The sequence below is a fragment of the Clostridium sp. AM29-11AC genome (genome assembly GCF_003480545.1).
Lineage (GTDB): Bacteria > Bacillota > Clostridia > Lachnospirales > Lachnospiraceae > Otoolea > Otoolea saccharolyticum_A.
Genome location: NZ_QUJI01000010.1, coordinates 52,192 through 75,314, shown reverse-complemented (window position 1 = coordinate 75,314; position 23,123 = coordinate 52,192). Strand labels below are relative to the sequence as shown.

The window sequence follows — 23,123 nt, the reverse complement described above, 5'->3', positions numbered from 1 at the left end:
AGAAGGAGAACGCTATGAGCAGGAAAAAACAAGTCTATGAGAAAATCACCGCTCTCTACTGCCGTATCTCTCTGGATGACGGCGGCGACAATGAGAGTATGAGCATCAGCAACCAGAAACTCATGCTCCGGGACTTCGCAGAAAAGCATGGGATGTTCCAGTATGAGTATTATGTGGATGAAGGCTATACGGGCCGCAATTTCAATCGTCCCTCGTTCCAGCGCATGATCGCTGACATTGAGGCGGGGAAAATCGGCTGTGTCATCACGAAAGACCTATCGAGGCTCGGCAGGAATTATATCGAAGCTGGAAGCTATATCGAAATCTTTTTCCCCAAACACAATGTGCGCTATATCGCCGTCACGGACGGTGTGGACAGCCTGACCCGTCAGGAAATGGACATCACGCCCTTTAAGAATATTCTGAACGATATGTACAGCCGGGATATTTCCAAAAAGGTGCTGGCGGGACGCATGACCCGTTCCCGGCAGGGAAAGTTCTGCGGCGGGCAGCCGCCTCTTGGCCTGATGCGCGACCCGGAGGACAAAGGGCATCTGATCCTTGACCCGGAAACAGCGCCGGTGATCCGAAAAATCTATGATATGGCACTGGACGGCTGGGGCTGTATGCGGATCGCAAAGCAGCTCATGGATGATAAAATCCCCATCACCAGAGTAAAAAGCAATACAGAATGTGACGTGAACTACTATTCATGGGGGAGCGCAAGGATCAGCCATATCCTGCGGAATCCCTTTTATAAGGGCGCACATCTTGTCTGCCGGACACATCAGAAAGGCATCCGCTCCAACACTTATGACATTATCCCCCGTGAGGATTGGGAGGTCATCGAGGGCTGCCACGAAGCGATTGTGACGCCGGAGGAATGGGAACAGGTGCAGGAAATCATTGACCGCAGGCCCACCATTATGAAAGGCAACGCCTGCCCCTTCTATAACCTGTTCCACGGGCTTGTCTACTGCGCCACCTGCGGGAAGTCGATGCAGGTACGGTATGAAAAGGTCGGCAGAACCGGAAAGAACCGGTTCACCGGCGAAATGCGGGAGCCGATTGACAGGGCATACTATATTTGCCAGACCTACAACCGGCTGGGCAAGAACGCCTGTACCAGCCACAAGATTGAAGCAAGGGATTTGTATAATTTGCTGCTGAAGGATATTCAGGAATTGGCGGCGCAGGCCATGAAGGATGCCGATGCGTTCTACCAGCGGCTCAGCCGCCGGATGGAGCGCCAGTATCTGGTGGACGCTTCTCAGACGGAGAAAGAACGGAAACGGCTGGAAGCCAGGAATCAGGAAATTGACGGGATGTTTTTAAGCCTGTACACCGATAAGGCCAAAGGCATCCTGACCGAGCAGCGGTTTGTGAAGCTGACAGCGGCGCTGGAACAGGAGCAGGAAGCCAACCAGAAATGTCTGCACGATCTGGCGGTGATGCAGAGCCGGGCGGATGCGCAGGAAAGCGAAGTCCGCACCTTTATCAAGGAAATCCGGCGCTATGCTGCCATCGAGGAACTGGACGAGGCGGTGCTGAACCGGCTCATCAGCCGGATTCTGATTGGCGAGGTCAAAAAGGTGGACGGCCAAAAGGTGCAGGAAGTCAGGATCGTGTATAACTTTGTCGGGGAAATCCCGGAGATTGCAGCATAAATAAGGCTTAAGCCCCATAGGTACAGAATGCGGACCTATGGGGCTTAAGCTATGTACGTGGAAAATCAGTTTTATTAGGTAACGAAAATGACTACTGCTTATGATTTCTGTAGAAATATCCCCACACAAATTTTCCAATTACATTACCACGAGTGAGCAGGTTTTAGGAGATCCGGCAGTAGCATGGAGTGGAATCCTAAAATCTTATACCCGTTTCCACCGCCCAAAGAGAGATTTTTTGTAGTGCTTGCGCTCTTCATTGGCATCGTCAATACCGGACCGGTCTAAGAATTCCACGCCCATGGCAATATCCTGGGGCATCCCTAAGCCCTCGCAGTAGATGCGGCCTAAGACGTAAAGACTGCGGGGTTTATCTTTGGTTTCCCATGCCAGCCGGTATGCCTCCTGATAGTCCTGCGCCGTGCCGAAGCCATCCAGATAACAGTGGGCCAGAAATGGGTAGTCGAAGGTATTGCCCTTCAGGAGCTGCCTGGCCGTGGAAAAATACTCAAAGGCCTTGGCTCGGTCCTGAGAAATTCCAATGCCCAAAAACAGGCAAAGTCCCATCATATCGTAGGCATACCCATTATTTTCTTCTTCGATGGATCTCTTAAAATACTCGCAGGCTTTTTGAGGATCTTTCTCTACCCCCCTTCCATCGTAGAAGTCGATGCCGATTTCATACCAGAGGCCGGGCTGTCCCCCTTCGGCTGCCTGAAGTCTCCAGTAGTGTGCCTTTTCCTTTTCTCCGGCTTTTTCCAGGTCGTTGGCGTAGAAAATCTGGTGGGGCGGATAGCCCATTTCGGCGCCCATGGGGAAAATTTGGGCTGCTTTTTCCGGCTGGGGGGTCACATAGCCCTCATCCCCATTCCGGTAATAATGTTCCAGATTATTTCCTGCAAAGTATATGCCGCCTTTAAAAGCCCGCCAGAACCAGTCCTCGCATTTGGTAATATGTTCGATCATGTAGGAACGGAAGGCTTCCTGGCTGGGAAAGTCGTTTTGGCTTTTTTCCTCGATGGAAAGAAAATCCCACCAGAAATAGGTATTTCCTATGGTGTACTGACAGAAGGCCTCCCCTCCCGCCGCCTTGTCTAACACCTGTTTGAAGGCTTCCTTTAAGGTAATGGGAGATTTTTTCTGCCAGGCAGGGGTAAAGAGGCCGCTGCGCTTGGCCACCAGGATTCCTAAGGCGCTGCCCCGTTCAATGGAGCGGTGGAGCAGCTTCATCACTTTTTTGTCATCCACCGGAAAATGGTGTCCCGGCCATACATACTGATAGCCGCTTAGGCATCGGGCCAGCACACAGTCCGCATCTCCATCGCCGGCCTCAGAGGCCTTTAGCAGAAGGTTGAAGCCCTCCTGTCCTCGGTGAAGCCTGAGGCGGTTATCATAATAGATGTACTGTAGTGCGGCTTCTACGTCATCGCTGAAAAATTTTCCCATAATAGTCTCCTTTCAAGGTGAAATCTGTCTTTAGACGGAAAGATTCATGGCTGTTCCTGGTTAGAGTGAGCATCTGTTCCGAAAAGCAAAATTTCTCCGGCTTTTTTTAAAAGGATTGCATCGTCAAAAATAAGCTGCCGCTGTTTTGTAAGGGATTGTCGGACGGAGGCGTTGAACATACTGTGAGGGCGGTCCACTGCCACGTACAGGGCCATTCCTACAAAGGCAAGGGCAATCTGACAGTTTGCAAAATCCGCAAATCGGATGATCTGCTCTAGCATCCGGGGAGTGAGCAGATAAAAGGCGTTGTGCTCATCTGCTGCAAAAATCTCAAATCTTTGGTTAAATGCCTCATTTTCAGTCTGAATTTTGTAGGGAGCCGTGTAGCCTTTTAAGTTGGAAAGAAATTCTTTTTCAAAAATCTGCAGATGGCCAAAGCTCCATTTAAATTCATTAGGAAGGGAAAAGCGCATGACCTGACCGCTGAAAATCGTGCGGATTTCCGACTTTTTCCCATTGCGCTTTAAATACTGGGTAACAACGTCGCTATAGGAAAACGGTATAGCGTAAAGAGTTCCGGAAAGCTGGTCTTCACTTTTAAAATATTTATATTCTCCGCTGTTTACTACATGACTGTCGCGGATTTCGTTGTAGTCCAATCCGTTTTTGGGCGAATAGGACAGGTTGGAAAATCCGCCCGCTGTCTCCACGATCTGCAGCACATATGTACCTTTAAAAGCCTGGTTGAAGGTTTCATAAGTTGTCTTCACAAATAGATAATAGAGAAGGAGATAAATTCCCACGGCCAGAAGGGCAGGCAGGACAATCACTCCGGTAATCATTTCCTTGGGACTTTCCTCTAAATAAGCTATGCCGCTTGGGGTGGTCAACAGGAGAAAGAATAGAACGGAAGTGATAGCCAGGAATACTGTAGCTGAAAAAGCCGCGGCAAAATAGTAGCTCCTGCGGGACTTCTTCTGTAAGGCTTCTATTGTTTTTTCGTCCATTTCAGGCTCCTTTAGTCAAAATTCGCTTCAAAATTCCGTTTTTTCTCATCTGCTTCATAGAAAGCGGCCGGTTCCATGCGGCATAGGGAGGCGACAATGGCCCATGGAATGGTTCGAAGGGTTTGGTTGTACAAAGAAACGTTGGAGTTGTACAGACGCCTTGCGGCCTGTAAATGCTCTTCGGTCTGGAAAGCGGCCCGCTGGTACTGATCAAGGGAAATCCAGGAATTTAATAAGGGGTACTGCTCATAGAGGGCGTCGATTCCGGCGGTTACGCCATTTAAGTCGCGGTGGAGAGAGGCCAGGGCCTCTATTTTCTGGCTGACGGCTGAAGTCCTGCTGCGGTCTGCTTGGCGCAGCTGACCTTGGGAGTTTTGATTTTGACTATGGTTTTGACTGCGGGCTTTAAAACGGCTTTGAAAGCTGGAACCCCTGTTGTGCTCCTCATTTAGCTGGCTTCGGATCTTTTGCATATTCTGGCTCTGAAAGTTAATTTCCTGGTCAATGCTGCGCACTGTTTCGGCTGAGATCTCCGCCTGCTGATTCAGCCTTTGGTTTTCTAATCCCGTACTGCTGCGCAGGGCCGTAACGCCTGTAAGAGTTTCATACTCATGGGAAAGGTATTTTTTTACCGCTGCCAAAAGTTCATTTAAAAGATCCCAACGCTTTTCTAAGGCCACGTCAATGCCGGACGCGGCTTCTTCTACCTTTACTGAAAGCTGTTGCAATCGGTTGTACACCAAAATGACCCCGATTATCAGAAGCAGAATAAAAACAGTACACCCAATTATGATAAACATGCTTATACCTCCGTTATCTTATTTGAAGTACAAGAATCTCTATAATATCTATATTTTATATTAGACAACAAAGTAATTCATTTGTCAATCAGTTAGCTCCTCGCAGCATCAAAATAGTAGCGATGCAAACCAAACCATCTTTTATACAATAAACGAATCCAAAATTATTGAATTCATCACTTGACATTATGGCAAAGATAATAAGAATGCGGCGGCTAAGCCTTCTGCGGGTGTTTTCAGGAGAAACGGACGAAAGTCCTGGGCAAACCAGGTTCAGAGTTTCCGGCGAAATTGGGAGTTCAGCTTTACTTGACCTGAGGAAAATTAAAATTTATAATAGACTGCAGAAAATGCCGGAGAGGGATGTTTGCGTTCGGAGACAGACTGAAGGGGAAAGTGAACCAGAAAAGGCGCTTCGGGCGGGCATCACGGCAGTAAGATGTTAAGGAGGATAGAGCCATGTCATTTAAAAGAATTGCCCCGGAGGAATTAAGCGTCAACCCATTTTCCATGATCGGCAAAGAGTGGATGCTGATCACAGCAGGGACGGTGTCAGACTGCAATACAATGACTGCAAGCTGGGGAGGCCTTGGAGTAATCTGGGGAAAACCGTCAGCCACAGTCTATATCCGCCAGTCCCGCTACACGAAGGAGTTCGTGGACAGGGAAGAACGGTTTACAATCTCCGTATTTGACGAGGCCTACCGGCCGGCCTTAAACCTCTGCGGAAAGGTATCAGGGAGGGACTGTGATAAGATCAAGGAGGCGGGGCTTACACCTGTGGACGCAGACGGGACAGCCGCATTTGAGGAGGCAAAGCTGATTCTGGTGTGCAGAAAGCAGTTTCACCAGAAGATGACCCCGGAGAACTTCGATGTGAAGGAAAATGATAAAAAATGGTATGCAGACAGGGATTATCACACCATGTATATCGGTTCCATCGAGGCAGTGCTGGTGAGAGAGTAGTTCAGGGAGCATTTGGAAGAGCAGGAGAGAGGGACAAACGTGGGAGTACTGATTGACACACTTAGGCGGCAGCATGAAAATATAGAACATTTTACGGCAGAATTGAAGGCCTCCTGTATTCACTTCATGGAAACGGGCGAGCTCAACAGGAAGGCTTTCCGGGAGGCTGTGGCCTTTATCCGCTCCTATGCGGATGAACAGCATCACAGAAAAGAGGAGGACGGCCTGTTTGCCGCCATGCTGGAGCACCTTGGCGAGCCTGCCAGGAAGCTTATACGGGGCGGTATGCTGGTAGAACATGAGATGGCAAGGCATCTGACGGCGGAGCTGGAGGAAGCCCTGGACGCATACGAGAGAGAGCCGTCAGCGGAACACAAGCTGGAAATTTTGTCTGCGGCTATGGGATACTGTCAGCTTTTAAAAAGGCATATCCAGAAGGAGAATGAAGTGGTCTATCCATTTGCTGAGCGCGCTCTTCCAAGAGAGGTGCTGGAACAGCTTGATCGCGACGAACGATAGAGCGGTACAGACAGAGAAAAGGGAGGGGAGCTTCCTGGCCTAAAACGCCAGGAAGCTCCCCTCCCTTTTCCCCTGCAAGAAACAGGTATTCCCTATGGCTGAAACGGGCAGTGGGCGATTGCCCTTCAGAATTGCCCTTCAGAAGAGACAAGAATCCTGATGGAGGCCTTCTTTGCTACACTCCAGTCAGCTCAAAGCTCAGCTCAATCAGGGAGTCCAGCTCCTCTTCTGATACACTGCCGTTCAGGCAGACGGAGATCCAGTGAGTTTTATTCATGTGGTAGGCGGGAAAGATTCCACGCTTTCCGGCTGCCAGAGCCGCTGCAAGCTCCGGCTCACATTTCAGATTCAGAATATTTACGAATTCTGTGCCGCCGGTCCCCGTTTCCCTAAGCCGGGGCAGCTTTTCTGCGGAAACTCGCATGAGAACCCCGAACCATTTTCCGTTTTCAGTGTGTCGGAATACTGCGCTGTCCGGGGAGCTGCTCCAGAGATATTCGGGAGAAACTCCATACAGGGACTGAATGCGGCCGATCACCTGGGTGCGCACGCCTCTGTCCACAGCAGATTCCCCCTTTCTCTGAAACTGCAGCCGAAACTGCAGCCCGGCAAAATGATGTTTGCCTATGCCTGCTCATCTGCTGCAAAAGCCTGCTTTTCACCCGGCATCTTCCAGCCGCTGTGATCTGTGTGGAGGAGCCGGTGCGCCAGATGGGAACCGGGCTTTCCGAAGTAGGCTCTGTAAAGTTCCTGAACCTCGTGGTTTTCATGGGAGAAGCGGACAGGATTTTTCTGATCCATCTGATACAGAGTTTCGCTCCGGTTTGCAGCCTCTTCCCTGCCGTCGTGGATCGGCTGGCCTCCTCCTCCTGCACAGCCGCCGGGGCAGGCCATGATTTCGACGAAATCGTAGCTTGCCTCACCTCTTCTTATGGCATTTATGAGCCTTCTGGTGTTTCCAAGGCCGCTTGCAACCGCTGTGCGAAGAACTGTGCCTCCCAGGCGGAATTCAGCCTCCTTCCAGCCGTCCATTCCGCGGACAGCCGAGAAGGCATCCGGATCAGGATTTTTGCCCATTACCAGGTGGTAGCCTGTCCGAAGAGCTGCCTCCATAACGCCTCCTGTGGCTCCGAAAATGATCCCGGCTCCGGTGGACTGGCCCAGAGGAGAGTCAAATTCTTCTTCCGGAAGAGAGAAGACATCAATCTGCTCAGCCTTGATCAGCCGGCAGATTTCCCGGGTGGTCAGCACATAGTCCACATCCTTCACGCTGCCGTCATACATAGTTGGGAGATCTGCCTCCTGCTTTTTGGCCACGCAGGGCATAATGGAAATGCAGGTGACATTGTCCGGATCCACGCCAAGCTTAGCGGCGAAAAAGCTCTTCGTGACTGCGCCGAACATCTGCTGCGGTGATTTGGCTGTGGATAACTGTCCTTCCATATCTGGATACTGTGATTTCAGGAAACGAACCCAGCCGGGACAGCAGGAGGTAAACATGGGCCACTGAAACTCCTCTCTGTGTTTCAGCCGCTCGATAAGCTCCGTTCCCTCCTCCATGATGGTCAGATCGGCGCTGAAAGTAGTGTCGAAGATATAGTCAAAGCCCATCCGGCGCAGAGCTGCCACCAGCCGCTTGTCAGTGGCAAATTCCCTGGAGAGGCCGAATTCCTCTCCCCAGGCAGCCCGCACGGCAGGTGCAATCTGGACAACCGTGATTTTGTCGGGATTATTCAGATCTCCGTTCATGCTGAAGATTCTGGAAACGTCATCTCTCTCCTGAAGGGCACCGGTGGGACAGTGGGTGATGCACTGGCCGCAGAGGGAACAGTCGGAAGCCTTGATTTCCCTTCCCCTGGATACATCCACTGTCGTATGGGAACCGGTATTCTGAACATCCCACACATTCAGACTCTGAATCTTGTCGCAAATCTGGACGCAGCGCATGCACTTGATGCATTTTCCTGCGTCTCTGACAAGAGGAAAGGTAGTAGTCCAGCGGGTTTTGGCGTAGTGGATCGGGTATTCGTCTGTTACCAGATTCAGGTCATTTGCTACCTTCTGAAGCTTGCAGTTTCCGCTTCTGACGCAGGTGGGGCAGTTTGTGTGGTGCTGGGAGAGGATCAGTTCCACATTGGTCTTTCTGGCCTCCCGGACGCGGGCGCTGTTGGTGAATACTTCCATACCCTCTGTGACAGGGGTGTTGCAGGAGGTGACAAGGCGGCTTGTCCCGGCCACTTCCACAATACAGACGCGGCATGCTCCGATCTCATTGATTCCCTTTAAGTAGCAGAGGGTCGGGATATTGATTCCGATTTTTTTTGCAGCCTCCAGGATGGTTGTTCCTTCCGGGACGCAAACTTTCTGTCTGTTGATGATTATATTTACCATTCCGTTGTCCTGCCTCCTTTAAAGCTTCCATAGCCAAAGCGGTCGCAGCGCAGGCATCTGTGTGCCTCCTGGTTGGCCTCTTTCAGGCTCATCGGGCATTCTGCCAGCTGGAAGTCGTGTTTTCTCTCGTTGGCATCTCTCTCCTTCATGTTTACGCGGCCGCATGGCGGGCGATCGGAGAAATCGGCATCAGGGATATCCACATCGACGCTGATGATATGGTTGTAGCCGAGATACTGGTCAATATTTGCGGCGGCTACCTTACCGGCAGCAATCGCCCGGATAACGGTAGCGGGACCTGTCACACAGTCGCCTCCTGCAAAGACGCCGGGAGCGTGTTCCACTGCGCTCCAGTTTGCCGCCTGGATGACACCGCGGCGGATGGGGATGCCGGCATCTTCGAAATGCCTTGTCTCAATGCCCTGTCCGATGGCGACAATCACAACATCGCAGGGAATGCGCAGAGACGGCTCACCGGAAGAGGCCGGGGAAGGCCTACCGTCTTTGATAAGGCCTATCATCTTCGGTGAAGCCCAGAGAGCAGTCACCCGTCCGTTTTCATCCGTCTCGATCCGCTCCGGTACGTGCAGCTCCAGAATTTCAGCACCCTCAGCGACAGCGCCCTCCACCTCTGCAGGAAGAGCTGTCATGTCATCCTTTCTGCGTCTGTAGACAATAGTAGTGTGGGATGCTCCCAGGCGAATGGCAGAGCGTGTTACGTCCATGGCCACGTTGCCGCCGCCGATGACACAGACTCTCTTTCCTGTGAAATCAGGCATCCGTCCGCGTCCGACCTCTCTGAGCATTTCCACAGCCGAGATGACGCCCTCGGCATCCTCACCCTCAATTCCCACCTTCTTATCTGTGTGGGCTCCGATGGATATGTAAACGGCATCATACTCACGGCGGAGAAGATCCATGGAAACCTGGCCAGGTTCGCTTCCGACTGCTGTGTCAGTCTTTACCTCAACGCCCGTCTTTAAGATGGCGTCAACGTCTTCCTGAAGCCGTTCTCTGGGAAGCCGGTAGCTGGGGATTCCATAGAGAAGCATTCCTCCCAGCTTGGAGCGCTTTTCAAAGACCGTTGTCTGGTGGCCCATAAGCTGAAGATAGTATGCGGCAGACAGGCCGCTGGGACCGCCTCCGATAATGGCAATCCGTTTTCCCGTTGAAGGAGCGCAGGGCGGCGGCGGGACAATTCCGGCGTTGTCCACAGCTGCTCTTTTTATGCCGCGGATGTTGACGGCGTCGTCGATCATATTGCGGCGGCAGCGGGATTCGCATGGGTGTTCACACACAAGGGCGCAGGCCGTCGGGAAGGGGTTGTCCTTGCGGATCAGGCGGACTGCGTCTGCGTAGCGGCCGGCGGCCACCAAAGCCACGTAGCCTGGAATGTCCACGCCTGCCGGACAGAGCGCCACACAGGGAACCGGCTGATCCAGATGGTAGTTGCAGCGGGATGTTTCAATGTGGCTTATAAAGTCCTCGCGGAAGCCGGACAGTCCTTTAAGAACCATATTGGCGGCCTCGTAGCCGATGGCACAGTCAGCGGTGGATGAAATCACGCGGGCCGTCCGTTCGATCAGTTCCAGAGTTTTATGGGTCCCGCGCCCTTCGAGAATGTCTGCAAACAGCGATTCAAGCTGGGAGAGTCCGACGCGGCAGGGAACGCATTTGCCGCAGCTCTGGGCCAGGCACATTTTCAGAAAAGAGGCGGTCAAATCCACCGGACAGAGCCCCGGCGGGCTGGCAACAATCCGGCGTTCCAGATCCTTATACAGACCTTCCACGACCGTCTGGGCCCTGCTGGTGGTAACAATACTGAGTCTGCTCAAGATGAAGCTCCTTTCTCTCTGGCGAAACAGTGATTATCCATGCCGGACGCGGAGGAATGCAGCTGTATCTGCAGATCCGTGTCTTCCTGAAAGGTAAGTCCCGAAGCCTCCTTCTGTGAGAAAGGGAAGCCTGCATGGTCCGTCAAAAAACAAAGAGAAACCTGCGTTTTCAGACGAAATATCGGCCAGAAAATTAAAATTGAATATTGAATATAATATCAAAATAGTATGAAAAAGTAAATGGATTTTCGTGAGACTGTAGAAAAAATTAGGGATAATTTCGAAGAAATGTCAAATGAATCGTGTAAACTTTACAAATTATGAGAAATAAATTTGTGCAAACTGGCAATGGAATGGGGAAGAATCGAGTCTGCAGGGAAACATAGGGAGGTCTATGAAACAGTTTCCTCTCCGGTGTCTGGAGAAGCCGGTTCAGGGGAGCCTCAAGAAGTAAAAACGGAATTGTAATTTGCCGGCCGTTTTCCTATAATAAAACGAGAAAAGAGGAGGAGTTTCAGACGGCTCCATCTGCATTTCAGGCATGTCTGCAGTAAACGGTCCGAGAGGCAGACGTACAGGGAGTCAGGGCGGCTCCGGAAAACAGACACTGAGGAACAAAATATGCCGTATGGGCAAAATACAGAGAGGCTGCTATGCAGGAATATAAAAACTGCAGGCTGTTGGGTAGAAAAGATGGTACGAAAAAAAGCAGGACAAGAGAAGCCAGGCTGGAATGATGCGAAAGGCCAGAGAGAAACTGATGGGCAGGAAAACAAAAACAGAGGGAGAGAAGAGAAAAACACTGAGCGCAGACGGAAGAGACAGAGGCTCTGGGTTTTATTTCTGGAAACGCTCTATATCAGCGCCTTCACCTTCGGGGGAGGCTTTGTCATCGTTACCTTTATGAAGCGGAAATTTGTGGACGGGCTGCACTGGATTGATGAGAAGGAAATGCTGGATTTTACGGCTCTGGCTCAGTCCTCTCCGGGGGCGATTGCCGTGAATGCGGCAATTCTTGTGGGGCTTAAGGTGTGCGGTCCGCCTGGAGTGGCTGTGGCGGTGCTTGGAACGGTTCTCCCGCCCATGGCCATATTGTCGGTTATTTCATTCTTTTACGAGACATTTTCTGCTAACCCATATGTAGCTCTGACTATGCAGGGAATGCAGGCGGGAGTGGCTGCAGTGATTCTGGATGTGGCCTGTGAACTGGGGACAGGTGTGGCGAGAGAGCGGAGCATCTACTCTGTCCTGATTTTGGCAGGAGCGTTTGCGGCTGATTTTTTTCTGGGGATAAATGTGATCTGTATTATCCTTACAGCGGCAGCAGCGGGAGCGCTGAGAATGGTGATTTTTAGAAGAAGGAGGGCAGAGAGATGATCTATGTGGAACTTTTTCTGAGCTTTCTAAAGGTAGGGCTGTTCAGCGTAGGCGGAGGTTATGCTGCAATTCCTCTCATTCAGAGCCAGGTAGTGGAGGGAAAAAACTGGATTACTATGAGCGAGTTCACCAATCTTGTGACAATCGCAGAGATGACGCCGGGGCCGATTTCCGTCAATTCCGCTACCTTTGTGGGGATACGCATAGCGGGAATCCCAGGGGCTTTCGCCGCCACAGCCGGATGTATTGCTCCGGCGCTGTTTATCGTTACCTTTCTGGCTTTCCTCTATTACAGGTACAAGGGCGCTTCTGCCGTGGGGGCGGTGCTGTCCTCCCTGCGCCCGGCTGTGGTGGCCCTGATTGCGGCGGCAGGTCTTTCCATGCTGAAAACGGCTCTGTTCGGGGAAGGGGCGGTGAGCGCGGAAGCTCTGCACCTTGCAGGCGGAGTCATCTTTCTGGCGGCCTTTCTGTTCCTGCGCCGGCTGAAATGGAATCCCATCCTTGTGATGTGCCTGTGCGGAGGGGCAAATCTTTTGTGGGGGATTCTGTCAGGGGGACAGGGATGAGGTGAGAACGGAAAACAGACAGTAAATGCAGATTTGTCAAATCTCAACAGAAAAGATAAGGGAAAACACGCAGATGAAAGTCGAATTCCTGGATAATTTTCCTAAATCATTCAAAAACCGGAGAGGGTAATTTGACAGATTCATGAAAATGAAAAAAACGCTTATTTGCCTGCATGGCCCGATGATAAACTATTATAACGGGCGGCAGGCTTTTTGCGTCTGCCTGCAAAATAAAGACGAAAGCAGAAAAAAGCCGGAAAGAAAAAGGAGAGAAAAAGTATGCCGAAAAACAGAAGAGAGAGTTTTATTTATACAGTGATGATGTGTTTTGTGATGGTACTCTGGATGAGTATTTACAATGTAGCTCTTCACAAGGGAGGACTGTCATTTTCCGTCCTCGCTGACGCCTGGCTGGGATTTCCGGTTGCCTATGTGTTTGCCATGTGCTGTGACTGGTTTCTGGTTTCGGGGCTTGCCAAGGGCTTTGCCTTCCACTTTCTTGTAAAGCCGGGAGCATCCAGCCCGTTTTGCATGGTAATCGCGGTCTCAAGCTGCATGGTAGTCCCCATGGTATTTATCATGTCTCTGTTCGGGGCAGCGGAGGCCTGCGTGAGAACAGGAGAATGGGGGACTCTGCTTTTTATCTGGGCTTTCAATATTCCCCGAAATTTCATTATGGCCCTGCCATTCCAGCTTCTGATCGCAGGACCCATGGTGCGCTTTCTCTTCAGGCGTGCATTCCCGGAAGGAAGCATCGTCATGACAGGCGAGGCCAAAAGCTGATGGGCCAGAACGGCAAAGCCAGGGGGCAGGGAAGATTTCCTGAAAGGGAAGTCTTCCCTGTCTGCGTTCAGAAAACAGATTGGGACAGTCCAATAGTTGACAATACAACTTTTTGAAGAAACTTTTATTTTCCTACTTGACAATAAAAAAAAATCCTACTATACTTTCAAAAGTTAGGTAGCGAACAATTAATTTCCGCAGAGAAAATCAGCTGCGGGCCTGCTTTTAGACGGAGGTGAGACTATGTGTACAACAGCAGAAGACTGCGGCGAACAACTCTGCTGTAAGAATGCGGGACGGATGGTGAACATCCTGTCGAATCAGCTGAAACGCCATTTTATCGTCCCGGTGGATGACAGTGGGCTGACGATGCTTCAGCGTCATATGCTCCATTTTATTATCCTGGCCTCCATGCACAGGGAGATATATCAGAAGGACGTGGAGGCAGAGTTTCACATCAGGAAGTCCACGGCTACAGGGATGATGCAGCTTCTGGAGAAAAACGGCTTTATACGCCGGGAGAGCGTAAAGCGGGATGCCCGGCTTAAAAGGGTGGTCCCTACTGAGAAAGCCCTGGCCCTCAGGGACGGGGTGCTTGAGGACATCAGAAATGTGGAGAAGAAGATGCTGGAGGGCATTGAGCCGGGAGAGCTTGAAATTTGTATCCGCGTGCTGAACCGGATGTCCCGCAATCTTTCATGCGGGGAACAGGACTGCAGAGCACAGGGATTTCACGGCAGAGAGTTCCCTAAGGAAGTCCGTTCCTTCCCAGAAAATGACAACAAGTAATTGCACAAGGAGGAAACCATGAACAGAAAACTGTTTAAATCTATCCGGGAATATAAGCGGGAGTCCATTCTGGCCCCTGTGTTCGTGATCCTGGAAGTTTTAATGGAAGTTTTGATTCCGCTGCAGATGGCAAAGATCATTGACGTGGGCATCCAGAATGGAGACCTGACCTACATTATGAAGATGGGCGCCATTCTGGTTGTCATGGCAATGCTTGCGCTGTTTTTCGGCGCCATGGCCGGAAAATTTGCGGCAGTCGCAGCGGCAGGATATGCCAAAAACCTGCGCCATGATATTTTCTACAAAATACAGGATTTTTCATTTAAAAACATTGACCATTTTTCCACTTCGAGCCTTGTAACCAGGCTTACGACAGATATTACGAATGTGCAGCTGGCATATATGATGAGCGTGAGACTGCTGGCCAGGGCGCCGATTATGATTATTCTCTCCCTGGTGATGATCCTTACAATCAACGTGGAAATTTCCGTTGCACTGCTGATTCTGATCCCCATTCTGGGCGGAATCCTCATGTTTATTGCGAAAAAGGCTCATCCCCACTTCATTAAGGTATTTGATGAGTACGATGTGCTGAACAATTCCGTTCAGGAAAACGTAAACGCCGCCCGCGTGGTAAAGGCCTATGTGCGGGAGGACTATGAGATTGAGAAATTCCACGGGGTTTCCAGACTGGTGTACACGCTGTTCACAAAGGCTGAGAAGATTGTAGCCTGGAATGCGCCTACGATGCAGTTTTTCATGTACGGCGTCATTCTTTTGATGGTTTCGGTCGGAGGGCGGAGTATCATCAATCAGACTATGGAGACAGGAGAGCTTACAAGCGTGATTGTGTATGCATTTCAGATTCTCATGTCGCTGATGATGGTAACCTTCGTGTTCGTTATGATCATGATTGCAGAAGCATCCACAGACCGAATCGCGGAGGTGCTTGAAGAGGTGCCTGAGATGCAGGATCCGGCTAATGCAGTGAAGGAAGTGCCGAACGGTGATATCGATTTTGAGAACGTATCCTTCAGCTATGGCGGAAAGGGAGGAAATCTTTCCCTGAAGAATATCAACCTTCACATCAAGTCAGGCCAGACAGTGGGAATCATCGGAGGAACGGGAAGCGCGAAGACCTCCCTCGTAAACCTGATCCCAAGGCTTTACGACGTGACAGAGGGCTGTGTGAAGGTCGGAGGTATCGACGTGAGGGAGTACGGGCTGAAAGAGCTGAGAGATCAGGTCTCCATGGTTCTTCAGAAAAATGTGCTCTTTACCGGAAGCATCTATGACAATATCCGCTGGGGAGATGAGAATGCCAGTGACGAGGAGGTTCAGAGAGTCTGCAGGCTGGCTCAGGCTGACGGCTTTGTGAAAGAGTTTCCGGCCGGCTACAACACGATGATTGTGGAGGGAGGAAACAATGTGTCAGGCGGTCAGAAACAGAGACTCTGCATTGCGAGAGCTCTGTTGAAGAAGCCGAAAATCCTGATTCTCGACGACTCCACCAGCGCGGTTGACACGAAGACGGATGCCCTGATCAGAAAAGCCTTCAGGGAGGAGATTCCGGATACCACGAAGATTATCATTGCCCAGAGGGTTTCCTCCGTAGAGGACGCAGACATGATCATCGTCATGGAAGACGGTATGGTAAACGGAATCGGAACCTCGGAGGAGCTGCTTAAGACAAACGCTATTTACCGGGAGGTATATGAGTCACAGGTCAAGGGAGGTGAGGATAATGAGTAAGATGCAGAAACCGAGAGTGACAAAGGACACATTACTGACAGGAAAAAGGCTTCTCGGATACGTGCTGAGGGATTACAAGCTGCGATTTATCGGCGTGTTCTGCTGTATTCTCATAAGCTCCATCGCGTCTATTTCCGTATCCCTGTCGCTGAAATTCCTGCTGGACGATTTCATTATTCCGCTGATAGGACAGCAGAACCCAGACTATTCAGAGCTTTACGGAGCGCTGGCCGTACTGGGAACCATTTTCCTCTGCGGCGTGGCGGCAACCTTTATCTACACGAGGCTGATGGTATATATCGGTCAGGGCGTTTTAAAGAAGGTCAGGGATGAGATGTTCGAGCATATGCAGAAGCTCCCTATCCGCTATTTTGACCAGAATACAAACGGCTCCATCATGAGTCTTTATACCAATGATACAGATACCTTAAGGCAGATGATCAACCAGTCGATCCCACAGGTGCTTCAGTCTCTGCTGACGGTGATTGTGACCTTTATTTCCATGCTGGTGTTAAGCCCGCTTTTAACAGTCCTTGCGGTTGTCATGATTATCGTCATGCTGCTTGTGACAAGGACTATCGGCGGAAACAGCGGAAAGTATTTCCTCAGGCAGCAGCTTGCCATCGCTGATGTGACCGGCTTTGTGGAGGAACACATGAACGGTCAGAGGGTGATCAAGGTATTCAACCATGAGCGCATCGCAGAGGAAGAGTTCGATGAGCTGAATGAGAAGCTGTTCCACAGTGCTGCCAATGCAAATACCTTCGCCAATATGATGGGACCGGTGATTGGAAACATTGGAAACCTGCAGTTTGTTCTGACAGCCGTTCTGGGAGGCTTCCTCTATGTAATGGGAATCGGAGGAATTACTCTGGGCGTTATGGCGTCCTACCTGCAGTTTACAAAGAGCTTTACACAGCCTTTCATGTCCATCGCCCAGCAGTTCAACTCCATTGTCATGGCTCTCGCCGGAGCTGAGCGGATCTTCCGCATGATGGACGAGGAGCCGGAGGTGGACGAGGGATACGTAACCTTAGTAAACGCCAGAAAAGACGCAGACGGAACGATCACAGAGTGTACGGAGCGCACGGGAATGTGGGCCTGGAAGCATCCGCATCAGGCAGACGGCACCGTTACCTACACGGAGCTGAAGGGCGATGTGCGCTTCTTTGACATGACCTTCGGCTATACAGATGAGAAAATGGTTCTCCATGACCTGACCCTCTATGCGAAGCCTGGGCAGAAGCTGGCCTTTGTAGGCTCTACCGGAGCCGGAAAGACCACCATCACCAACCTGATCAACCGGTTCTACGACGTGCAGGACGGAAAAATCCGCTACGACGGAATCAATATCAACAAGATCAAGAAGGCAGATCTGCGCCGCTCCCTGGGAATCGTGCTTCAGGATACCCACCTGTTTACAGGAACCATTATGGACAATATCCGCTATGGAAAGCTGGATGCGACAGATGAGGAAGTATTTGCGGCGGCTAAGCTGGCCCATGCAGATCAGTTTATCAAGATGCTTCCAAAGGGCTATGACACCATGCTGACAAACGACGGCGAAGAGCTGTCACAGGGGCAGAGGCAGCTTTTGGCCATCGCCAGAGCCGCAGTGGCCGATCCGCCGGTTCTGATCCTCGATGAGGCTACCTCAAGCATCGACACAAGAACCGAGCAGATTGTTCAGCAGGGTATGGATAACCTGATGAAGGGCAGAACTGTGTTCGTTATCGCTCACAGGCTCTCCACCATCAGAAACAGCGACGCCATCATGGTTCTGGAACACGGCCGGATCGTGGAGAGAGGAAGCCATGAGGACTTAATCAAAGAAAAAGGAATCTACTACCAGCTCTATACAGGAAAACTGGAGTTGGATTAGTGGGGGAGAAAAAAGAGGAAGATTTTCAGTTCCAGCGAAGTCACTGAAAATCTTCCTCTTTTTTCCTTGTGGGAACACCCATCCGCCGCACTGCGCAGGGGAAGGGAGAGGCGTTCAGGTGACTTCGCTGGAACCTGAACGCCTCTCCCTTCCCCACTCCCCTTTTCATTTTCTCCTCACTGCCGTATCCTGGAAGCAGAAGTAGTCTGGTCTGTGCCTGGACTGGGTGTACTCAAACATGACTCCGTCTGCATCAAAGGTCTGGCTTGATATGACGGCCAGGCAGTTATAGTCGCCAAGCTCCAGGTATTTCTCATCGATCTCTGTGACAAGCTCTACCGTCATTTTCCGTTTGCTGGTGACGATGTTCAGTCTGCATTCCTGCTCCAGGTAGCTGTAGATGGAATCCTCAGCAATTTCTTTAGTCAGTCCCAGGCATTTCTCCTTCAGAAACATGTTGATGTCGAGAATCAGGGCTTTTTTGTCCAGGTAGCGGACTCTCTGGATATAGTAGAGTTCACTTCCTACGGGGAAGCCTGAACGCCTGCTGATCCGCTCATCGGCGGTCAGTTCCATGAAGCAGATAACTCTGGTGCAGGCATTCAGGTGGTTTCTGGCAGCAGATTCCCGGAAGGATTCGATGCCGCCGATAGTGAAGGCTGCCTGTTCTACAGGCTGAAAGATAACGCGCACCCCAATGCCGTGAAGGGACTGGACATAGCCCTCTGCCGCCAGGGCAGAGATGGCCCGGCGGACCGTATTGCGCGAACAGGAATAGACCTCTGTCAGGATATTTTCCGACGGCAGAAGCATCTGAAAGCCGTAGGTGGCATTTTCTATTTTCCGTTTCAGATCCCTGTAAATCTGTTCAAATTTTGCCTTTGGCATAGGTACTCACTTCCCGTTTTCTTGTATAAATTTCAGTGTCTGGCCGAAACTAAATCAAGGATATTAAATATAGAAGAAAAAGTCAATGGATTTTAGGAAAAATTGATTGACACGTTTAAACAAGTGTGTTATAACGGGATTATAAAAAGATGTTTAAACAAGTTAAACCCGGTTCGAAGAAAAACATACCATGCCGGGGCTCAGCAGAGACTTTTCCAGGGAAAAGCGGTATCATCCCGAGAGAGGAAAAGCCAGAAATAAAAACGGAGGGTAACGATGGGCAAGTACACAGAGGATTCCAGACAGCTCCTTGAGCTTGTGGGCGGCAGGGAAAATATTGCCGCGGTTTCACACTGCATGACCAGAATGCGGTTCGTGCTAAATGATCCGAAGAAGGCAGATGTGGAGAAAATTGAGGCATTAAAGGCAGTGAAGGGCAGCTTCACCCAGGCAGGTCAGTTTCAGGTAATTATCGGAAATGACGTATCTCTCTTTTATAATGACTTTACCGCAGCGGCGGGTATTGAGGGAGTGTCCAAGGATGCGGTAAAACAGGCGGCTAAGAAAAATCAGAATCCGCTTCAGAGGGCTATTGCAGTTCTGGCAGAGATTTTCGCTCCTCTGATTCCTGCTATCATTACAGGAGGTCTGATCCTGGGCTTTAGAAACTGTATTGACAGCCTTTACCTGTTTGAAAACGGGACAAAGACACTCTGCGATTTAAGCCAGTTCTGGGCGGGCGTCGACTCATTTTTATGGCTCATTGGAGAGGCTGTGTTCCATGTGGGAATTCCGGTTGGAATCTGCTGGTCGGTGGCCAAGAAGATGGGAACGACGGAGATGCTGGGCATCGTCATGGGACTTACCCTTGTTTCCAGTCAGCTGTTAAATGCCTACAGTGTGGCAGGCACGGCTGCGGCAGAGATTCCCAAGTGGGATTTCGGTTTTTTCCAGATCAATATGATCGGCTATCAGGCACAGGTGATTCCGGCTATGCTGGCGGCCTTTACCCTGGCTTATCTGGAGCGCTTTTTTAAGAAGATTGTGCCCCAGGCCATTTCCATGATAGTCGTGCCCTTCTTAAGCCTTCTGCTGGCAGTGATGGCGGCTCACTGGGTGCTGGGACCCATTGGCTGGAAGATCGGCTCTGCCATCTCTTCCGTGGTTTATGCGGGGATTACAGGCAGCTTTAAGGTGGTGTTCGCGGCAATTTTCGGTTTTGCCTATGCACCTCTTGTCATTACGGGACTTCACCATATGTCCAATGCCATTGACCTTCAGCTCTGCGCTGACTATGGCGGAACTATGCTCTGGCCCATGATTGCTCTCTCCAATATTGCGCAGGGCTCGGCCGTTCTCGCCATGATCCGTCTTCAGAAAAAGAACACCAGGGCACAGGAGGTCAATGTTCCGGCCTGCATTTCCTGCTATCTGGGTGTGACAGAGCCTGCAATTTTCGGCGTCAACCTGAAATATACCTTCCCATTTATCTGCGGCATGATTGGCTCCGCTGCGGCAGCCGTGATTTCAGTGGCAACAGGCACCACGGCCAATGCAGTGGGAGTGGGAGGACTTCCAGGCATCCTGTCTATTCAGGTGGCCTCCATGCCGACCTTTGCCATTGCCATGGCGGCTGCCATCGTCATTCCGTTTATCCTGACCATGCTGGCAGGACAGAAGAAACTGTCAGCGGCTGACAGAGGAACGGAGGAAGGGCTGGCAGCAGAGGAGGACAAAAAAGACAGAGCAGAGCTCCAGAGCGGCGAGAAGGAGCCTAAAAAAGGTGCAGAGGTTTGTAAAAACGCGGACAGTGGGAATGGAAACGGCAAAGAAAAGGAGCATCTTGTGGCATACCTTTCCGGTAAGGTGATCCCGATTGAGGAAGTCGGAGACGGTGTGTTCTCAGCTAAAATCCTGGGAGACGGAATCGCCATCGAGCCGGAGAGCGATACAGTGGTGGCTCCTGCCAGGGTCACGGTTGCCGTGCTGATGCAGGAGTCCAGGCACGCAGTGGGACTTGTGATGGAGGATGGAAGAGAGCTTCTGATCCATGTGGGGCTTGACACGGTGCAGATGAACGGTGACGGTTTTAAGTATCTGGTAAACCAGGGGGATGTGGTGGAGGCAGGAACGCCCCTCATCCGATTTGACCGGGACAAGATTCAGAAAGCCGGAAAGCGGGCTGTTACTATTATGGCTGTGACAGACGGCACCGGCCGGGGAGCTTTAAGCTACAGAACCGGAATGGATGCACAGGCCGGAGAAACCGTTGTGGCAGAGATTGAGGAATAGAAAATCAGAGGAGAGGACAGATGAACAGCTTTAAGGATAAGGTGATATATCAGATTTACCCTAAATCCTTCCGGGATACAGATGGGGACGGACTGGGTGATTTAAGGGGAGTGACGGAAAAACTCGACTACATTCAATTTCTCGGAGCCGATTACATTTGGCTGACACCGTTTTTCATTTCTCCGCAGAATGACAATGGATACGATGTGGCGGATTATCTGTCCGTGGACCCCAGATACGGCACCATGGAGGACTTTGAGGAACTCTCGCGGGAGGCAAAAAAGAGGGGAATCGGTCTGATGCTGGACATGGTGTTTAACCACACCTCCACCGAGCATGAATGGTTTAAAAAGGCTCTGGCAGGAGATCCGGAATATATGGACTACTATATTTTCAGGGATGGGAAGGGGCAGGAACCGCCCACCAACTGGGTATCCAAATTCGGAGGAAATGCGTGGCAGTACGTGCCGGAACTGAAAAAGTGGTACCTCCACCTGTTTGATGTGACGCAGGCCGACCTGAACTGGGAAAACCCGAAGGTCAGGGAGGAGCTTAAAAAGGTGCTCCGTTTCTGGAAAGATAAGGGGGTAGAGGGATTTCGGTTTGACGTGGTGAACCTGATCTCAAAACCGGACTGCTTTCAGAACGACGAGGAGGGAGACGGCCGCCGCTTTTACACAGATGGGCCGAGAGTTCACGAGTATTTGAAGGAGCTGGTGCGGGATTCCGGCATTGACGGCATGGTGACAGTGGGAGAGATGTCTTCCACCACTCTGGAAAACTGCATCCGCTACTCTAACCCAGCGGAGCATGAGCTTTCCATGTGCTTTAACTTCCACCACCTGAAGGTGGATTACAGGAATGGAAATAAATGGGAACTGAAAGAGCCAGACCTGCAGGCGCTTAAGCAGCTGTTTAAGACCTGGCAGGAGGGGATGGAGGAGCATGGCGGCTGGAATGCCGTTTTCTGGTGCAACCACGATCAGCCCAGAATTGTGACCCGGTTTGGAGATGACAGGAAATACTGGAAAGAGTCGGCCAAAATGCTCGGGGCTTTTATCCACCTGCTGCGGGGAACTCCGTATATCTACCAGGGCGAGGAGATTGGCATGACAGATCCTCACTACCATGACATCAGCCGCTATCGTGATGTGGAGAGCCTGAATTACTACAGGATTATGCTTTCCGAGGGGAAGACAGAGGAAGAGGCCCTGAAGATTCTCGAGGCCCGCTCCCGGGACAACAGCCGCACGCCCATGCAGTGGAACAGCGGGAAAAATGCAGGATTTTCCGGGGCAGAGCCGTGGATTAGCCTGCCGGACAACTATGAGACGATCAATGTGGAGGCCCAGAGAGAAGATAAGACCTCTGTCCTGAACTTTTACCGCAGGCTGATCCGTCTGCGAAAAGAGCACAGCGTCATCTCGGAAGGCTCCGTACGGTTCCTGGAGACGGGAAATGAAAAGGTGATTGGCTATGTCAGGGAGAATTCTCAGGAAAAGCTGACAGTGCTCTGCAATTTTTCCGGAATGTGCCAGGAATTCGAGGGTGCGAAGCAGGAGTACAGCAAAAAAGCCCGCCTGCTTATGGGAAACTGGGAAGCAGAAACCGCACCGGCTGCCGAGACGGACAGCGCAGAGCCTGCTAAGACGCCGCTCCAGCCGTTTGAGGTGAGAGCGCTCCTGGAAGAGAAGAAGGCGTAACAGCCTAAGGAGGCAGAAGGAAATCAGCCGGCAGGCATAGGAGAGTCAAGGCAGAGAGCCAGGCAGAAAAATATACAGGCGCCAGCCGGTAAAAGGGCCGGATCAGGCATAGAAAATTCAGGCAAAAAGAAACTGAGAATAGAAAAAATCAATAAGTAAAACAGTACCTCAGAACAAAAATAATCAAAGTCCAGTCGGGCGGGAGCATTCCTGAAAAATGCAGAAAATGCAGGAAATATAAGGGATTGCTCCCGCCCGACTGGGCTTCTGGAAGAAAAAATCAGGGAAGCTCTCCCACGAAAAAACTTTCCAATTCAGAAAAAATCCCTTTCCCTCCCCCCAGAAACTCCCCCCTGTACAGCCGAAGGACTTATGGTATAATGGCCGCAGAGCGGGCATTATACCTGCGCCGAGCCGCTGGCGCCCGAAGGGAGCCAAAACACCACTGCGGCGAGTGCGC

General features: G+C 51.1%; 18 protein-coding genes. 11 read left to right on the top strand and 7 right to left on the bottom strand.

What is annotated here, in order from left to right; all coding sequences use genetic code 11:
- Window positions 1–14 precede the first annotated feature (14 nt).
- Window positions 15–1,667, top strand: a complete 1,653-nt coding sequence (locus tag DW757_RS09275) for a recombinase family protein (protein WP_118751548.1) — start codon at window positions 15–17, stop codon at window positions 1,665–1,667.
- Between the two features lie 204 nt (window positions 1,668–1,871).
- Here DW757_RS09275 and DW757_RS09270 read toward each other — a convergent pair whose 3' ends face one another.
- From DW757_RS09270 to DW757_RS09260, 3 genes are read right to left on the bottom strand one after another with little or no spacing between them, the layout of a single operon-like run.
- On the bottom strand, window positions 1,872–3,113 hold the full coding sequence (locus tag DW757_RS09270; protein ID WP_118751547.1) for a tetratricopeptide repeat protein: 1,242 nt from the start codon (window positions 3,111–3,113) through the stop codon (window positions 1,872–1,874).
- A 44-nt stretch (window positions 3,114–3,157) separates the two neighbouring features.
- On the bottom strand, window positions 3,158–4,120 hold the full coding sequence (locus tag DW757_RS09265) for a DUF3137 domain-containing protein (RefSeq protein WP_118751546.1): 963 nt from the start codon (window positions 4,118–4,120) through the stop codon (window positions 3,158–3,160).
- Window positions 4,121–4,131: 11 nt separating this feature from the next.
- Window positions 4,132–4,920, bottom strand: coding sequence for a LemA family protein (locus tag DW757_RS09260; RefSeq protein ID WP_118751545.1), 789 nt, complete (start codon window positions 4,918–4,920; stop codon window positions 4,132–4,134).
- A 459-nt stretch (window positions 4,921–5,379) separates the two neighbouring features.
- Between DW757_RS09260 and DW757_RS09250 the strand changes: the two genes are divergently transcribed.
- On the top strand, window positions 5,380–5,886 hold the full coding sequence (locus DW757_RS09250) for a flavin reductase (protein ID WP_118751544.1): 507 nt from the start codon (window positions 5,380–5,382) through the stop codon (window positions 5,884–5,886).
- A gap of 39 nt (window positions 5,887–5,925) precedes the next feature.
- Window positions 5,926–6,405 (top strand): hemerythrin domain-containing protein, encoded by a 480-nt coding sequence (locus tag DW757_RS09245; RefSeq protein ID WP_182433286.1) that lies wholly within the window; start codon window positions 5,926–5,928, stop codon window positions 6,403–6,405.
- Window positions 6,406–6,580: 175 nt separating this feature from the next.
- On the opposite strand, the gene DW757_RS09240 is transcribed toward DW757_RS09245, so the two are convergent.
- The 3 genes from DW757_RS09240 to DW757_RS09230 all read right to left on the bottom strand — a co-directional run bounded on the left by DW757_RS09240 (window position 6,581) and on the right by DW757_RS09230 (window position 10,631).
- Window positions 6,581–6,967, bottom strand: a complete 387-nt coding sequence (locus DW757_RS09240; protein WP_243033551.1) for an MmcQ/YjbR family DNA-binding protein — start codon at window positions 6,965–6,967, stop codon at window positions 6,581–6,583.
- A 62-nt stretch (window positions 6,968–7,029) separates the two neighbouring features.
- A complete protein-coding gene (locus tag DW757_RS09235) occupies window positions 7,030–8,796 on the bottom strand; it encodes an NADH-dependent [FeFe] hydrogenase, group A6 (RefSeq protein WP_118751542.1) in 1,767 nt (588 codons plus the stop codon).
- Window positions 8,790–10,631: an NAD(P)-binding protein gene (locus DW757_RS09230; RefSeq protein ID WP_118751541.1), complete on the bottom strand. Its 1,842-nt coding sequence runs from the start codon at window positions 10,629–10,631 to the stop codon at window positions 8,790–8,792. Before DW757_RS09230 ends, DW757_RS09235 begins: the two co-directional genes overlap by 7 nt.
- A 693-nt stretch (window positions 10,632–11,324) precedes the next feature.
- On the opposite strand from DW757_RS09230, the gene DW757_RS09225 reads away from it, so the two are divergent.
- From DW757_RS09225 to DW757_RS09200, 6 genes are all read left to right on the top strand, one after another.
- Window positions 11,325–12,008, top strand: a complete 684-nt coding sequence (locus DW757_RS09225) for a chromate transporter (RefSeq protein WP_227910182.1) — start codon at window positions 11,325–11,327, stop codon at window positions 12,006–12,008.
- Entirely contained in the window at window positions 12,005–12,574 is a 570-nt protein-coding gene (locus tag DW757_RS09220) for a chromate transporter (RefSeq protein WP_008397508.1), read from the top strand. Before DW757_RS09225 ends, DW757_RS09220 begins: the two co-directional genes overlap by 4 nt.
- Before the next feature lie 279 nt (window positions 12,575–12,853).
- Complete coding sequence (locus tag DW757_RS09215; protein WP_118751540.1) at window positions 12,854–13,357, top strand: DUF2798 domain-containing protein; 504 nt, start codon at window positions 12,854–12,856, stop codon at window positions 13,355–13,357.
- Between the two features lie 243 nt (window positions 13,358–13,600).
- Window positions 13,601–14,146 (top strand): MarR family winged helix-turn-helix transcriptional regulator, encoded by a 546-nt coding sequence (locus DW757_RS09210; RefSeq protein ID WP_021965860.1) that lies wholly within the window; start codon window positions 13,601–13,603, stop codon window positions 14,144–14,146.
- Window positions 14,147–14,164: 18 nt separating this feature from the next.
- Window positions 14,165–15,898, top strand: a complete 1,734-nt coding sequence (locus DW757_RS09205) for an ABC transporter ATP-binding protein (RefSeq protein ID WP_015572920.1) — start codon at window positions 14,165–14,167, stop codon at window positions 15,896–15,898.
- Window positions 15,891–17,780 carry an ABC transporter ATP-binding protein gene (locus DW757_RS09200; RefSeq protein WP_015572921.1) on the top strand — a complete coding sequence of 630 codons (1,890 nt, stop codon included), beginning with the start codon at window positions 15,891–15,893 and terminating at the stop codon, window positions 17,778–17,780. The genes DW757_RS09205 and DW757_RS09200 overlap by 8 nt, the downstream gene beginning before the upstream one ends.
- Before the next feature lie 165 nt (window positions 17,781–17,945).
- Here DW757_RS09200 and treR read toward each other — a convergent pair whose 3' ends face one another.
- Window positions 17,946–18,668, bottom strand: a complete 723-nt coding sequence (gene treR / locus DW757_RS09195; RefSeq protein WP_118751539.1) for a trehalose operon repressor — start codon at window positions 18,666–18,668, stop codon at window positions 17,946–17,948.
- Between the two features lie 276 nt (window positions 18,669–18,944).
- Here treR and treP point away from each other — a divergent pair, with 276 nt between their 5' ends.
- On the top strand, window positions 18,945–20,960 hold the full coding sequence (gene treP / locus DW757_RS09190) for a PTS system trehalose-specific EIIBC component (protein ID WP_118751538.1): 2,016 nt from the start codon (window positions 18,945–18,947) through the stop codon (window positions 20,958–20,960).
- A gap of 20 nt (window positions 20,961–20,980) precedes the next feature.
- Window positions 20,981–22,663 (top strand): alpha,alpha-phosphotrehalase, encoded by a 1,683-nt coding sequence (gene treC / locus DW757_RS09185; protein WP_118751537.1) that lies wholly within the window; start codon window positions 20,981–20,983, stop codon window positions 22,661–22,663.
- Window positions 22,664–23,123: the final 460 nt, after the last annotated feature.